This is a genomic window from Candidatus Thiothrix sulfatifontis (genome assembly GCA_022828425.1).
In the GTDB taxonomy this organism is placed as follows: domain Bacteria; phylum Pseudomonadota; class Gammaproteobacteria; order Thiotrichales; family Thiotrichaceae; genus Thiothrix; species Thiothrix sulfatifontis.
On sequence record CP094685.1, the window covers coordinates 2,137,067 to 2,151,262 of the forward strand.

A 14,196-nucleotide genomic window follows, 5' to 3' on the forward strand; every position below is an offset into this window, starting at 1 on the left:
ACCTATGATGAAAATTTACGTGCCATTATTGCTGGGATTGCTGTGTATCGGTGGCATGACGCCGGTGTGGGCGGATGCGTCGTCTGAGGCTTTACTCAAGGCTGCGGATACCGAAGCCAGTGGTGAATACACCCGCCAGCGCTTTCTCGCCGTGCAGAAAAAACCGTTTGATGCGGCTGATGCACGTAAAAAATTACTGATTATTGGCGACAGTCATGCGCAGGATTTTTTTAATGGCGTGCTGGAAAATGGCTATCTGAGCAATTATCAGCTCAGTACCCGCTATATTCCGACTCGTTGCCAAATGGTATGGGGCGATAAAGGCGCTGAATTTATCCAGTCGAAAGACACGGCACTGTGTGCGGAATCGGATACTGTGACGCAAGCCGCCGCGCAGATTGCCGAGGCGGATGTGGTCATTATGGTGGCGCGGTGGCAAGAGTGGGCGGCAAAATTATTGCCGGAGACGATTCAACAGATGAAGCTGCGGGCGGATCAGCAATTGATCGTCATCGGCGCAAAGGATTTCGGTAAAATTTCCATCAGAAATTACCTGAAGCTGTCTGGCGATGAACGGCTGGCCTTGCGTAATAAGGTTGATCCCAAACCGTTGGCGAGTAACCAGTGGTTGCGCGATACCTTGGGCGCGGCTGTGTTTATTGATCAGCAACGCTTGATTTGCGGTGAGGGTGACAGTTGCCGCCTGTTCACCGATGCGGGGGAATTGTTGTCGTATGACGGCGGGCATTTAACCCCCGCCGGGGCGAAATACGTCGGCAAGTTATTGTTTACCGAATCATTTCTCCAAGGGCTTTAATAAATCCAACAAATCTTCGGAATTGAAGCGCACGCCTTCTTGTGCGCCGGTTTCTGAATACAAGCCATTGGCGAGCATCTGTTTTTTTTCCTGCAATTTGAGAATCTTTTCTTCTACCGTGTCTTCGGTAATCAGCTTGTAGACGAAGACGGGTTTGTCTTGCCCAATGCGGTAAGCGCGGTCGGTGGCTTGTTGTTCCACTGCCGGGTTCCACCAAGGGTCGTAGTGAATCACGGTATCCGCAGCGGTTAGATTCAGCCCAGTCCCCCCGGCTTTGAGGCTAATCAGAAACACTTTCGCATCGCCTTCTTGGAAGTGGGCAATGACGTCTTCGCGATTTTTGGTTTGCCCGGTGAGTTTGGCGTAAACGATATTGGCGGCGACCAATTCGGCTTCGATGAGTGCCAGCATCGAGGTGAATTGCGAGAATAACAGCACCTTACGACCTTCTTCTAACATCTCCGGCAGCAAGGTCATCAACAATTCGAGCTTGGCAGATTGGTCGACATTCTTGGCTTTGTCGAGCTTGACCAAACGCGGGTCGCAACACACTTGGCGCAGTTTCAGCAACGCATCCAAAATCATAATGTGGCTGCGAGCGAAACCGTTGCGGCTGATTTCTTCCTGTAATTTGGTATCCATCGCCAAGCGCACGGTTTCGTAAAGGTCGCGTTGTTTGCCTTCGAGCGCCACGCTGCGGATGATTTCGCTTTTCGGCGGCAATTCACTGGCAACCAGTTCCTTAGTGCGGCGCAACATGAACGGCAGGACGCGCTGGCGTAATTGCTGTTGCCTGCCTGCATCGCCTTGTTTTTCAATGGGATTGCGGAACAGACGGGTGAATTTGTCGTGCGCTCCTAAGAAACCGGGCATCAGGAAATGGTACATTGACCACAATTCCCCCAGATGATTTTCCAGCGGTGTACCTGTCAGGCATAGGCGATGCTTGGCTTTGAGGGTGTAGATAACTTGAGTGGTGCGTGACGCGGCGTTTTTAATCGCTTGCGCTTCGTCCAAAATCAGGTAGTGGAAGGTGTGGCGCAAATACTGTTCTTCGTCACGCACAATCAAAGGGTAAGTGGTGAGCAGCAGGTCGTATTCACCCAGTTTGTCGAAATGCTGGTGGCGGTCGTTGCCGTGAATCACTTGCACCCGCAAATCGGGTGTGAAACGGGCGGATTCGCGTCGCCAATTGCCCATTAAGCTGGTGGGGGCGATGACTAGGGCGGGTTGGGTCAAGCGCCCCGCTTGCTTTTCGATGAGCAAATGCGCGAGGGCTTGCAAGGTTTTGCCTAAACCCATGTCATCGGCGAGGATGCCATTGAACTGGTATTCGCGTAAAAATTGCAGCCAGCTCAAGCCTTCGTGTTGGTAATGGCGCAAGTCGGCATTCAGCCCTTCGGGTAAGTTAACAGCTTGAATCCCTTGGAAATCCCGTAACTTTTGGGTCAGTGCCAGCAATTCTTCTGCGCCTTTCCATTTCATGCCGGGGGCATTGAGCAGTGCGCCTAGATTCGTGCCTTGGTATTTGCTGAGTTCTAAATTGCCGTCGGCATTCAGCGGTTGGTGGTCGTAGAGTTCCACCAGCGTTTCGAGAATTCCGGCGAGGCGGTGCGATTCAAGTTTTGCCCAGCGATTGCCAGAAAGCGGCACGAAAATGTACGGTTGGCGTTCCAGCAAGTCGCGCAAAGCCTGCGGGCTTTCCATTTGCCCCAGCATTTCCACCAGAATCGGCAACAGATTAATACGTTGCCCGTCGACTTCAAAACCGAGGCTGATTTCAAACCAGTCATTGCCATTCGCACTTTCTTCCCACGCGGCATCGAGATCCCCAACGATGTCGAAATGCAGGTCGAAATTGTCGTCCAAGGTGACATTCCAGCCGGAATCGCGCAGTGCGGTCACGCCATGATCAAGGAAATCGTTCCAACGTAACGCCGTTAGCGACGGGGTATCGGGGTGCATCAGCAATTCGAGGCGGTGCAGGTCGCTAAAGCGCGTATTGACGCTTTCAAAACCGTAATCGGCGAGGGTATCGAGTGCATTTTGTTCTGCGGCGAGGTCACGGTGAATGCGGTAACGCTTTGCGCCGACTTTGTGCAAGCTGCTGGGTTTGTGTTGCGTAGGTTGCAACACATGCCCTGCGTAGTTAAAGCGCAAACTGGCAATGTGGGTATCGTGACCCGTGTCCGGCAGGCGCGTGCAGCGCAAATACAAATCCGGTATGGGTTCGGCGTGTAAATCGTCAATGTGTTGGCGGATTTTCGGTGAGGGTGCGGGAATATCCACATCCGGCAAGGCTTCCAGCAACCGTTCGCTGACAGTTTCTGCTTGCGCGGCGGGAATCGGCGGCGCATTCAGGAATTTTTCGACTTGTGTGGGGCTAAGATCGGAGTGTTCCAGCAAGCCGCAGGTGCGGGTGGCGGTGTCGATGTACCAGAATTTATTGTTGAGCCAAAAATGTTCGGTAATTGGGCGGTCGGTCTGCAATTCAACGGTGAATTCTTGCTTATCGTTGGCTTGCCAGATGAATTGTAAGCCGAGCGGTGCGCCATGCTGTAAGGGTTGGGCTTCGCGTTGCCAAGTGTCGACGGTTGCCCAAAAAGCGCGTCCGGTTTTTAGCACTTCCAGCAGGGCCTGTTCGCCGTGTTTGCCGCTCAAATTGCCCTTGTTCCAGTGATGCAAAAAGCGCATTCCGGGTATCGCCAGCAACTGCGCAATCATTAAATCGTGAGGTTCATACGCGAAATTGCGGGCGCGGTACGGGGTTAGCAGGGCTTCGAGTTGCACTGAAGCGGGTTTGCCGTAACCGCCTTTTTTGAGGGTATTGGCTTTGTACAAGCTCAAGGTAAGTTGCTGGTGACTGTCAGCGTCTAAAAAATACAGTAAGTCGGCGCCGGGTACGTCATTTTCTGGGCTAAACAGTGGGCTGTCGTGGGTGTCGCTGGCGGTTCTTAAGCTCTGCAACCACACGTCGACCGGCGAACGTGTGACGGCTGCTCTGGCGGTGGTGGGCATGGTCGCGGCGGTAAACGCTGGCACGGGCTTGCGTTGCGGTTCTCTGGCTTTTTGTTTGCGGGCGTGTTCGAGGTATTCAAACAAGGCGGCAACGGCGTGTTTGCAGGCCATGGTGACGGGGCAAGTGCAAACGCCGGTGATCCAACGCGGTGATTGTTCGTTGTAATTGATGACGGTGACGTAGGGTTCTTTACTGCCGCCTTGTACTTTCGCGGTGATGGATACATTGCCATTGCCGCTTTTTTCTGCACGAAAATTGGTGACTTTGCCCGTGTCGTAATAGTCGATACCCCTCTCCAGCGTCACGGTATCGAAGACGTTGAATAAGACGGATGGGGGAAGGTTGTTATCGGCCAGTAAGTCGAGATGTTTCGTTTTTAAATGCATTGCGTTTGTGTATCTACCAGACTGAATTTTTAGTCGGGTAACATTGTGCAGTGAAGGGCTGGCTTTGTCACGGCAATTAAAGCGCCAGCCAACTGTTTGGATGTGAACAAAGGATAGCTTTGCCCACATCCTCTTGAAAACAGAGGTTTTATTTCTGTTTTAACAGATCGCGGATTTCGCCTAACAACACTTCCTGATTAGACGGTGCTGCCGGTGCTGGCGCGACTTCTTCTTTGCGCTTCAGCTTGTTCATGGCTTTAATCGCAATAAAAATCGCGAGTGCCACAATCGTGAAGTCAAAAACAGTTTGGATAAACGCACCATAAGCCAAGACTAAATCGGGGATAGGCGGGACAGCAGCGGGGTCGCCTGCTTTGAGCAGAATACCCATTTTGCTGAAGTCGACTCCGCCGATCAACAAGCCTAGCAGTGGCATCACAACACCATCCACGAATGCCGAGACGATTTTGCCAAAGGCAGCGCCGATAATGACACCCACGGCGAGATCGACCACATTGCCTTTCATGGCAAACTCTTTGAATTCACTAATGAAACTCATACATACCTCCAATGTTTGTAAAAAAACTGTCTATCTGACGACATAAGTGTGATTTTGGTTCACCATTTTCAGCGTATCGCTAAAGACTTCACTGAACCAGTAGTTTAAGACAATGTTCAAAATTTTGAGTCTGAGCGCGTTATTTTTTATGGTCGAGCGCACAAACCGGGCAATCGGGGTCTGGCGTTAAGTGCATGTCGCGCCAGCGCATCTGCTTCGCATCCAGCAATAACAGCCGCCCGCTGAGCGTGGGCAAATCCAATAACGCTTTGAGGGTTTCTGCGGCTTGCATACTGCCAATAATGCCTGCCAATGGCGCAAGAATGCCGGTGGTGCTACAGGTGTCTTCCTGCGTGCCGTCTTCCGTGTAAAGGCAGCGATAGCACGCGGTATGCGTCTGGCGAAAGTCGAAGGTGGTGATTTGCCCTTCTAAACGAATCACCGCGCCTGAAATCAATGGCTTGGCGGCGATTTTGCAAGCACGGTTGAGCGCAAAGCGCGTGGGGAAATTGTCGCTGCAATCGACGACGGCATCGTGTGAGCTAACCACGCTAAGTAATTCAGTTTCTTCGAGTTTGTGTTGAATCGTATTAATCTGGATGTTTGGATTCAACGCGCGGGCAGTTTGTGCGGCAGAGTCGACTTTCAGTTGCCCAATCGTGGCGGTGGTGTGGATCACTTGGCGTTGTAAATTGCTCAAATCCACGGTATCAAAATCGACCAGCGTGAGTTGCCCAACCCCAGCGGCAGCGAGGTAAAGCGTGACGGGTGCGCCCAAGCCGCCCATGCCAATGATCAGCACTTTTGAGGCTAACAGGCGCTCTTGCCCGTTGATGTCGACTTCAGGGAGCAGAATTTGGCGGCTGTAGCGCAGCAGTTGTGTGTCGTCCATTTAGAAATCTACCTCCAATCCCAAGGTCACGGTACGTTTGCGCCCCTGCACAATGAAATCAACGCCTTCGGAGGCGGCGACGTAATCTTCATTCAGCAGATTGCGCACGCCTGCTTTGAGCGTGGTGTTGCGGTTGAGTTGCCAAGTCGCTCCCGCATCCAAGTGCGTGTATGCCGGAACGTCAAAGCTATTGGCATCGTCACCGGGGCGCTTGCCGACTTTTACCGCGCCAAGTGTGAGGTGTGTGCGGGCGTTGGGGGTGTAATCCAGCGTCAGCGAGCCGCTATGCCGAGGAATATTGTGTAAATGGTTGCCGGTGTTACCGTCGTTGTTGGCGGTAATACGCGCATCGCTGTAGTTATAGGCTGTGTTCACGGTCAGTTTTTTGCTGATGGGAATGCTGACGTTGGCTTCCACGCCTTGTGAGCGCGTTTTGCCGGTGAGCATTAATGCGCCCGGTTCGCTAGGGTCACGGGTGGTGACGTTTTCCTGATCAATGCGGTAAACGCTCAGGTTGCTATTGAGTGGCTTGCCTTGGCGGGTTTCATGTTGATGACGCACGCCGATTTCATGCTGTACGCCTTGGAGCGGGGCAAAAAATTGCTCGTTTTTGTCCATGCCAATATTGGGGGCGAACGATTCATTGCGGCTGGCAAACGCTTGCCAATGCGGAGTGGCTTGCCAGGTCAGCCCCAGTGCGGTGGAGGTGTCAGCGGCATCGGTTTCCTGAAAGGCGAGGGTCGGGGAGGCGTAATCCGCTTGGTATTGGCTATTGCGCACCCCGGCATGAATGCCCCAGCGGTCGCCAATCTCAGCATGGTGTTGCCAATAGATTGCTCGCTCTTTGCGCAAGGTGACAGCTTCGCGTTTGGTGAGCTTATCAGCGTCTGGCAGCGGAAAATCAAAGGTGGGGTTAAACAAATCAAGGCTGAACAAGCCGGTGCGAAATTGGCGTTTCAGGTCAATTTCAACCGAATGCCCACTCACACCGAGGCGGGTGTGGTGTTGGCTCATGCCGTGGGTGTAATGCCGCGACAGTTCGGCGCGTAACGCTTGTTGCGTTTGTACGTATTGCGCATCGCGGTAATAGCCGGGGAGTGCCGTGCCGCTGGCGGGCAAATAGGCAAAACCGATCCAACGTTCATCGCGCTTGGCGTCGATCTGGTTGGCTTGCAGCAGTGTTTCCCACCCATTGCCCCAGTCGCGGGTGTACGTGCCGCTTACGCGATTCATGCGCCGCTGGGCGTAGGAGCGCGGGTCAACGTAGGAAACGTTATAAATCGGTTTGCCTTGATAAAAGACGTTATCAAAATCGTATTCGCGGTTTTGCCAGCCGTGTTCCAGCTCCAGCAATAGCGATTGCTGCGCGGTTTGCCACAACAGCGATGGCAGAAAAGTAAAGCGGTCGTCGCCGACGTTGGCGCGTCCGGTTTCGCCTTGTTGCCCGACCATGAGCAAACGCCCGGCCCAGTTGGTTTGGGCGAAAGGTTGATTCACGTCCAGCACGGTATGCAGACTGTTGGGGGAGCCTGCGGTGAATTGCCCGCTGCGTTGCGGCGAAAAATGCGGTTGTTTGCTGACGTAATTGAGCGTGCCACCGGGTGAACCTGAGCCGAATAATACCGAGTTCAAGCCTTTGCTGATCTCAATGCTCTCCAAGGTGGCGGGGTCGCGCAGGTAAAAGCCTTGTACATCAAGTAAGCCATCGAGTTGCATATTGCCATTGAGGGGATAGCCGCGCAGGTAAACGTCGCTGCCTATCCCCGCTTGATTGCGCCCAAGCTGTACGCCGGGGGTGTAATCGGCGAAATCTTCCAAGCGGTTGCTGCCATTATTGCCGGTTTGTTGCGGGTTAATCCGGGTGTTGGATTGAGGCAGTTTGTCGGGTGCTTGCCCGTAAATGGCTAAACGTGGTGGCGAACGTTGTACGTCAACGATGAGGACGTCGTGGTTGGGTAATTCCATGGTGCTTGTAGTATTTTTAGAGTGATATAACTTTGACCAAACAATACAGTCCAGTCAGATGGGGGAAGATAATATTGCCTGCGGCATCCGTGCTCTTCCAATGTGAAATGGTAGTACAAGGAAAATCGGGCGCACGAAATTGCACGTGCAACTGCACTTTTTCACCCGGTTGGGTGATAGGAATGGGAATGCTATCGACCAACGGCATTAAGCTGTATTGCGAGCCATTGCCGTTATAGTGTTCTGAGCCTATCAAGGTTTGCACGCTTAAGTGTTCATCCACGCATTGCAAACGCCAGTCAACCCACGCCTGAGTGCCAAGATTCTCGACCTCCCAAACCTTTTCAAAAACCTGCCCGGTTTGCACAATGCTATTATCAGGGTAAGTAACATCAGCAATAAAGCCGCTGGCAAATTTATTATTACCGCTGGATCGGGTACTGCCGTGGCTGAGTTGTTTGCCGTGAAAATAAATGCGCAACATGCTGAGCGGATGCGTTTGCAGGGTTTCAGCGACTTTCATGAGCGTAGAAAGTTTGGCCTCGTCTATATCCGCATTCAACAGCTTGTGCCATGTTTGCCGCGAAATCTTAGAACGTTCAGCGGCTGCCACTAAGGTCATATCCAGCGCCGTCAAGCGATTTTTGATGTATTTAGCGAGATCCTGCGCAGACACTCACATTTCCCCTTAAAACAAGCTGTTTCAGACTAATACTATAGCAATCCGTCGCTGAAAAAGAATATTCATCTGGGGTTAGGTTGTGGCTTGGCAAAATCATGGTTATCTATAAAAATTCATAATCATCATTATTTCCTATTGAGTATCGGTGTTGCCATGAGAACAATAAAATTACAACGTTGGACCTCTTCTCGGTTAGCTTCCCCGCTACTGCTGTGGGGGCTGCTCGGCGTGACCCTACCACTTGCTGCGGAACCACAGATTGAGCCTGCGCAGCCCATCAATATGAATGAAGCGCCGCCACCGTGGAACGAGAATGCCCTACCACCCGCAGCCATCCCAGCAGCGGGCGAGTCAGCAACGGGTTCCAGTGTGGAAAGTTGGTACCGCAATCGCCGCAAAGTCGAAACGAATAATATTGACGGTGATTTGGCTACGTTGCAGGCAGCAGCGGAAAGTGGTGATGCTAAAGCGCAATATAAATTAGCCATTCTATACCGCAACGAGGAAAATTCACAAACCGACATTAAGCAATCGCTAACTTGGCAACAACGCGCTGCCGAAGCCGGGCACATGGAAGCCCAATACGGTCTGGGATTGTTGTATGCGAATGGACAATACGTACCCGCTGATAATCAACAGGCACGGCACTGGTTCGATCAAGCAGCCGCGCAAGGCCATGTCGCTGCTCGCTTAGCTTTGCTGTCACTTGGGAATGGCGCACCCGCGCAGGCGCTTGCCGCTTCTGATAACCTGAAAACGCAAGAATCGGCGCAAACCGTAGAATCGCAAAATCTTGCGTCTCTACAACCACCGTCACCACAGCCGTCACCGGCTTTGATGCCAAAAATTCCGGTGGTTGATCCCGCCAGTCGCCCGGAACCTGTTGCCACGCCCACGTCTCTGCCCACGATGGCGCAACCCACTGAGCAGGATGAAAGCACGTCAGGTAAGCTTGACCTTGCTGGTATTGAACCTGAGGTTGTGCGTCAATCAGCCGAAGCGGGCGATAAGCAAGCGCAATTAATGCTGGGCACCCTGTACGAAGACGGTCTTGGCGGTCTGCCAGCCGATTTGCGCGAAGCGGCGTACTGGTATGAGCAAGCCGCGAAGCAGCATTACCCTAAAGCCCAATACAATCTTGGTTTATTATACGAAGACGGGCGCGGTGTCACCCAAAGCGATAAGCAAGCCGCTTATTGGTATGATAAAGCCGCTAAAGCCGGATTCACCGAAGCCCAAAACAACCTAGGTGTACTGTTTGTATTGGGAAAAGGCGTCAAGAAAGACAGCAAGCAAGCTGAAAAATTATTCACGGATGCCGCCAGCAAAGGCAATGCCGATGCGCAGCGCAACCTTGATATGTTACGCAAAGATTAAATAATTGTAATGTTTTCAAAAGAAAACTTCGTTTTTAACGAACTATTTCAATAAAAATTTCGACTTTTCCTTAATGTGTCGTCTCCGTATAGTACCTGTTAAAGATCAATGACAAGTACGCTTTAGGAGACAGACATGAAACTATCCACACAAGGTCAACACGCGATTATGGCGATGCTGGCATTGGCTATCCACGATGACGACGGTGCAGTGCGCTTGGGTGATCTGGCAGCGCAGCAAGGAATTTCGTTGTCTTATCTGGAACAGATATTCGCCCGCTTGCGCCATGAAGGGCTGGTTGAAGGCATTCGCGGCCCCGGCGGTGGTTATCGTTTAAGCCGCCATGCCGACGAAATCACCTTGGCAGAAATTATTCAAGCCGCTGAAGACGATACCGTTGTCGCCATGAATGCCCCACACGGCGCGGCGTTACGGGGTCAGGATTTGGTGCAACGCATGTGGTCAGACTTGAGTGGTCAGTTTTACCGCTTCATGGAAGACATTACGCTGGATAGCCTAATGGAAGGCCATGCATTGCCGCGCAAGACCTATAAAATGGGTGAAACCGCCAGTTTAATCGCTAGAATGTTCCCGGCACGCGGGCTAAGACCGCAAATGGCTCATCAAATGGCCATGTAAATTGACCAACAAAAAATAACGCTAACGTTTTCGCACGGCTGCCCAGACTCCTCCAACATTCGGGCAGCATCTCCCAGCGGGGTTGTCCTGAGCCAACAACCCCGCTTTTTTTATGCCTTGCTGCCGCCCATGCACAAGGGCGATTCCGCCACTTTGCCTGCTTTCGCGAAATGTTCTTCCGGCGTCAGCGTATGCAAGGCCAGCGCGTGAATCTTGCCATTTAATTCGTCGGCTAAAATGCCATTAATCTGCCGATGGCGTGCAATCAGCATTTTTCCATTGAACTGTTCGCTCACAACCGTCACCTTAAAATGCGATTCCGAACCGGGCGGCACATTGTGCATGTGGCTTTCGTTGATGACTTCGAGGAAGTCAGGTTGCATGGCCTGTTGGATTTTCTGTTCAATTTGGGTTTGGATGGTCATACTCTCTACACTTGAATTAACGATGATTAACTTGAAACCACGGGAATGGGGCGCGTATATTCCGCCCTACACCCACATAACTACCTGCGAACATGAACCAAAAAGAAAACTTTGACAAGTTGTCCCAGTATTTGCAAAGCAAAATCATTGGGCAAAAATCCCTGATCAATCGTCTGATGATCGCGTTGCTGGCAGATGGGCATTTGCTGGTGGAAGGTGCGCCGGGCTTGGCGAAAACCCGCGCCATTCAGGTGTTGGGGCAGGGGATCGAGGGCGATTTTCACCGTGTGCAGTTCACGCCGGATCTATTGCCAGCGGATATTACCGGCACGGAAGTATTTCACCCCAATGATGGCTCGTTTCACTTCCAGAAAGGCCCGTTGTTTCACAATTTGATCCTCGCGGATGAAATCAACCGTGCGCCTGCCAAAGTGCAATCCGCGCTGTTGGAGGCGATGGCGGAACGCCAGATTACCGTTGCGGGTACGACCTGGAAATTGCCCGAACCATTTTTGGTGATGGCGACCCAAAACCCGATTGAGCAGGAAGGCACGTACCGTTTGCCGGAAGCGCAACTCGACCGTTTTCTAATGCACGTGATGGTGGATTACCCAACGCCTGCCGAAGAAAAAGTCATTTTGCATTTGGGGCGCAAAGAAGCGATGCAGCAAGTGCGCCATGAAAAAGAAGCCATTGCGCCGCTGGTCAGCCGGAATGACGTGGCGTTAGCGCGGCAGGATGTGCTGAATATTTACATGACCGACAAGGTGGAAACCTACCTGTTGCAATTGGTGTTGGCAACCCGTAACCCCGAACGTTACGGTAAATCCTTGGCGGGTAGCATTGCGTATGGCGGCAGCCCGCGTGCCACGTTGTCATTGGATCGGTGCGCCCGCGCTCATGCATGGTTGGCTGGGCGCGATTTCGTCAGCCCCGAAGACGTGCAGGCGGTGGCGCATGATGTGTTACGCCACCGTTTATTGCTGACGTTTGAAGCCGAAGCCGATGGCATGACCGCCAACCATATTATTGATGAATTGCTGGCGTTGGTGGCAGTCCCTTGATGGCAGGTGTCGCTGGAGTTGGCGAAGGGATTGTATTCAGTTCCCTGCAATCCTTGTTGCGTTTACAGGGACAGGTGCGCACCTTGCATTTGGCGAAAAAGCATATTCGGGCGCGTCACGCGGGCTTGCACCGTTCAGTCCACAAAGGGCGCGGCATGGACTTTGCGGAATCGCGCATGTACCAGCCCGGTGATGATATTCGCACCATTGACTGGCGGGTAACGGCGCGTAGCGGGCGGGTGCATACTAAGGTGTTTGAAGAAGAGCGCGAAAAGCCGGTGTTATTGTGGGTGGATTTACGCCCGTCGATGTTTTTTGCGACCCGTGGGCGTTTTAAGTCGGTGTTGGCGGCACAGATTGCGGCATTATTGCTGTGGAAAACCCTTGATGATGGCGACCGCATCGGCGGTATTTTGCAAAATGGCACGCATACCGAATTTAAACCGTCGCGGAGCCGCTCGGCGGCTTTGCATTTGTTGCGGCAGTTAAGTGATATGACCCGCCCTACGGTCGCTGAGCCGAGTCGCAGCGATTTGCAAGCCAGTTGGACGCGCTTACGGCGGGTGACACAGCCGGGGAGTCAATTGTTTATTCTGAGTGATTTTCGGCAAGTGACACCGGCAGCATTACGGCAATTGGCAATGATTGCGCAACATTCGCAATTAACCTTGGTGGAAATTCACGATCCATTTGAAGAGAAACTGCCCAATAACGGCAGCTTGCGTTTGACTGACGGTAAACGGCATTTATTACTGAATTTGGGTTTGCGGCTGTGGCGCGACCGTTATAGCAATCGTGTGGCGCAAGCGGCGAAAACCTTGCAGGAATTCAGTCGCAGCTACCGGATTCCATTGGTGCAATTGTCGACCGCTGACAGCGATAACGAACGCTTGCTGAAATTGTCACGGGGGTTGCGATGAACCCAGAAGAACTACCGTTACGTGATATTCATTTGCCCGACCCAATTGGCTGGTGGCCGCCAGCACCGGGCTGGTGGATGCTCGCGGGTTTGATGTTGGCAGTGATTGCGTGGTTGTTCTGGCGTTGGCAGCAGCAAAAACGTGCTGAGCAAGGGTTGGAAAGCGCTTTGCTGGAGTTGGAACGTTTGCAACGTCAATACGGCACGAATACCAAAGAATTATTGCGCGAACTGTCGGTGTTGCTACGGCGGGTCGCGATCAGTCAGTACGGGCGGCAAACCGTCGCGGGGCTGACTGGCGCAGCGTGGGTCAAATTTTTGGACGATAAAGCAGGCAAGCCCTTATTTGGTGGCAAGTTGGCACATTTACTCACCGAAATACCCTATCGCCCGGAAACGCAAGCCGAAACCAAAGCCGTGCTGCAAGCCACCCGTGAATGGATCAAATTGCAACGGGGGAAAGATCATGTATGAATTCCTCTGGTGGTGGCTGTTTATCTTGCTACCCTTGCCGCTGGTGGTGCGTTGGTGGCTGAAACCGGCAGAACCCAAGCAAGGGGTTGCCTTGAAAGTCCCGTTTTTGGAGGATTTTCAGCAGGGTGGCAAGGTATTGGGGCGTTCGTGGTTCGGTTTGCTGGTATTGTTGTTGGCGAGTGCCGCGTGGATCTTATTGGTGGCGGCAGCGGCGCGTCCGGTGTGGGTAGGCGATACAGTGGCAATGCCGGTGTCGGGGCGTGATTTGATGCTGGCTGTCGATTTGTCGGGCAGTATGCAGGAGCAGGATTTTATCCTCAATGGGCAGGTGGTCGACCGTTTGGTCGCAACCAAAGCGGTGGCGGGGGAGTTTGTGCGCAAACGCACTGGCGACCGCATCGGCATGGTGTTATTCGGTGATCAGGCGTATTTGCAAGCCCCGTTGACCTTTGACCGTCAAACCGTGCTGCGCTTGTTGAATGAATCGCAAATTGGTTTGGCGGGCGAACGCACTGCAATTGGTGATGCGATTGGGCTGGCGCTGAAACGCTTGCAAGATAGCCCGGAAAAAAATCGCGTTCTGATTCTGATGACCGATGGCGCGAATACTGCTGGCAGTGTCAGCCCCTTGGAAGCGGCGGAGATGGCGGCAGCCGTGGGTTTAAAAATTTACACGGTGGGGATCGGTTCGGAAAGTGACCAGATGCGCAGCGTTTTTGGGTTTCAGTTGATGAATCCGTCGGCGGATTTGGATGAGCGCACCTTGAAAGCGATTGCGACCGGCACGGGTGGCATGTATTTCCGGGCGCGTGATACCGAAGAGTTCCACAAGATTTACGCGGAATTGGATCGGCTCGAACCCGTGGAAAAAGAAGCACAGCAATGGCGACCGCAGCAAGAATTGTTCCGTTGGCCGTTGCTGGCGTCACTGGTGCTGACGCTGTTGGCAGCCGTGTTGCGGGTAGAGCGGGAGTGAGG

13 protein-coding genes are annotated in these 14,196 nt (G+C 52.7%); 7 read left to right on the forward strand and 6 right to left on the reverse strand.

The window, feature by feature from the left end; genetic code table 11:
• Positions 1-4 precede the first annotated feature (4 nt).
• Positions 5-817 carry a hypothetical protein gene (locus tag L3K52_10945; protein ID UOG90718.1) on the forward strand — a complete coding sequence of 271 codons (813 nt, stop codon included), beginning with the start codon at positions 5-7 and terminating at the stop codon, positions 815-817.
• Here the strand turns inward: L3K52_10945 and L3K52_10950 are convergent.
• The 5 genes from L3K52_10950 to L3K52_10970 form a co-directional block, all read right to left on the reverse strand.
• Positions 797-4,222 (reverse strand): DEAD/DEAH box helicase, encoded by a 3,426-nt coding sequence (locus tag L3K52_10950; GenBank protein UOG90719.1) that lies wholly within the window; start codon positions 4,220-4,222, stop codon positions 797-799. The genes L3K52_10945 and L3K52_10950 overlap by 21 nt on opposite strands.
• Positions 4,223-4,370: 148 nt before the next feature.
• Positions 4,371-4,781 (reverse strand): large-conductance mechanosensitive channel protein MscL, encoded by a 411-nt coding sequence (gene mscL, locus L3K52_10955; protein ID UOG90720.1) that lies wholly within the window; start codon positions 4,779-4,781, stop codon positions 4,371-4,373.
• Between the two features lie 139 nt (positions 4,782-4,920).
• A complete protein-coding gene (gene moeB, locus L3K52_10960) occupies positions 4,921-5,673 on the reverse strand; it encodes a molybdopterin-synthase adenylyltransferase MoeB (GenBank protein ID UOG90721.1) in 753 nt (250 codons plus the stop codon).
• Positions 5,674-7,638, reverse strand: coding sequence for a TonB-dependent receptor (locus tag L3K52_10965; GenBank protein ID UOG90722.1), 1,965 nt, complete (start codon positions 7,636-7,638; stop codon positions 5,674-5,676).
• 16 nt (positions 7,639-7,654) lie between these two features.
• Positions 7,655-8,314, reverse strand: coding sequence for a hypothetical protein (locus L3K52_10970; GenBank protein ID UOG90723.1), 660 nt, complete (start codon positions 8,312-8,314; stop codon positions 7,655-7,657).
• Between the two features lie 159 nt (positions 8,315-8,473).
• On the opposite strand from L3K52_10970, the gene L3K52_10975 reads away from it, so the two are divergent.
• Both L3K52_10975 and L3K52_10980 read left to right on the forward strand, forming a co-directional pair.
• A complete protein-coding gene (locus tag L3K52_10975; protein ID UOG90724.1) occupies positions 8,474-9,697 on the forward strand; it encodes a sel1 repeat family protein in 1,224 nt (407 codons plus the stop codon).
• A gap of 135 nt (positions 9,698-9,832) precedes the next feature.
• Entirely contained in the window at positions 9,833-10,336 is a 504-nt protein-coding gene (locus L3K52_10980) for an Rrf2 family transcriptional regulator (protein UOG90725.1), read from the forward strand.
• A gap of 110 nt (positions 10,337-10,446) precedes the next feature.
• On the opposite strand, the gene L3K52_10985 is transcribed toward L3K52_10980, so the two are convergent.
• Entirely contained in the window at positions 10,447-10,761 is a 315-nt protein-coding gene (locus L3K52_10985) for a BolA/IbaG family iron-sulfur metabolism protein (GenBank protein UOG90726.1), read from the reverse strand.
• A 92-nt stretch (positions 10,762-10,853) separates the two neighbouring features.
• Between L3K52_10985 and L3K52_10990 the strand changes: the two genes are divergently transcribed.
• Genes L3K52_10990 through L3K52_11005 form a run of 4 tightly spaced genes read left to right on the forward strand, consistent with a single transcriptional unit; the run spans position 10,854 to position 14,194 of the window.
• Entirely contained in the window at positions 10,854-11,825 is a 972-nt protein-coding gene (locus L3K52_10990) for a MoxR family ATPase (GenBank protein UOG90727.1), read from the forward strand.
• Positions 11,825-12,745 (forward strand): DUF58 domain-containing protein, encoded by a 921-nt coding sequence (locus tag L3K52_10995; GenBank protein ID UOG90728.1) that lies wholly within the window; start codon positions 11,825-11,827, stop codon positions 12,743-12,745. The genes L3K52_10990 and L3K52_10995 overlap by 1 nt, the downstream gene beginning before the upstream one ends.
• Positions 12,742-13,218, forward strand: coding sequence for a DUF4381 domain-containing protein (locus L3K52_11000; GenBank protein UOG90729.1), 477 nt, complete (start codon positions 12,742-12,744; stop codon positions 13,216-13,218). The genes L3K52_10995 and L3K52_11000 overlap by 4 nt, the downstream gene beginning before the upstream one ends.
• Positions 13,211-14,194 carry a VWA domain-containing protein gene (locus L3K52_11005; GenBank protein UOG90730.1) on the forward strand — a complete coding sequence of 328 codons (984 nt, stop codon included), beginning with the start codon at positions 13,211-13,213 and terminating at the stop codon, positions 14,192-14,194. Before L3K52_11000 ends, L3K52_11005 begins: the two co-directional genes overlap by 8 nt.
• Positions 14,195-14,196: the final 2 nt, after the last annotated feature.

Bases quoted from the DNA above. Each gene is read 5' to 3' on its own strand.
- L3K52_10985 (UOG90726.1), bottom strand. From the start codon at position 10,761: ATGACCATCCAAACCCAAATTGAACAGAAAATCCAACAGGCCATGCAA.
- L3K52_10980 (UOG90725.1), top strand. From the start codon at position 9,833: ATGAAACTATCCACACAAGGTCAACACGCGATTATGGCGATGCTGGCA.
- L3K52_10945 (UOG90718.1), top strand. From the start codon at position 5: ATGATGAAAATTTACGTGCCATTATTGCTGGGATTGCTGTGTATCGGT.
- L3K52_10975 (UOG90724.1), top strand. From the start codon at position 8,474: ATGAGAACAATAAAATTACAACGTTGGACCTCTTCTCGGTTAGCTTCC.
- L3K52_11005 (UOG90730.1), top strand. From the start codon at position 13,211: ATGTATGAATTCCTCTGGTGGTGGCTGTTTATCTTGCTACCCTTGCCG.
- L3K52_10950 (UOG90719.1), bottom strand. From the start codon at position 4,222: ATGCATTTAAAAACGAAACATCTCGACTTACTGGCCGATAACAACCTT.
- L3K52_10990 (UOG90727.1), top strand. From the start codon at position 10,854: ATGAACCAAAAAGAAAACTTTGACAAGTTGTCCCAGTATTTGCAAAGC.
- mscL (UOG90720.1), bottom strand. From the start codon at position 4,781: ATGAGTTTCATTAGTGAATTCAAAGAGTTTGCCATGAAAGGCAATGTG.
- L3K52_10995 (UOG90728.1), top strand. From the start codon at position 11,825: ATGGCAGGTGTCGCTGGAGTTGGCGAAGGGATTGTATTCAGTTCCCTG.
- L3K52_11000 (UOG90729.1), top strand. From the start codon at position 12,742: ATGAACCCAGAAGAACTACCGTTACGTGATATTCATTTGCCCGACCCA.
- moeB (UOG90721.1), bottom strand. From the start codon at position 5,673: ATGGACGACACACAACTGCTGCGCTACAGCCGCCAAATTCTGCTCCCT.
- L3K52_10965 (UOG90722.1), bottom strand. From the start codon at position 7,638: ATGGAATTACCCAACCACGACGTCCTCATCGTTGACGTACAACGTTCG.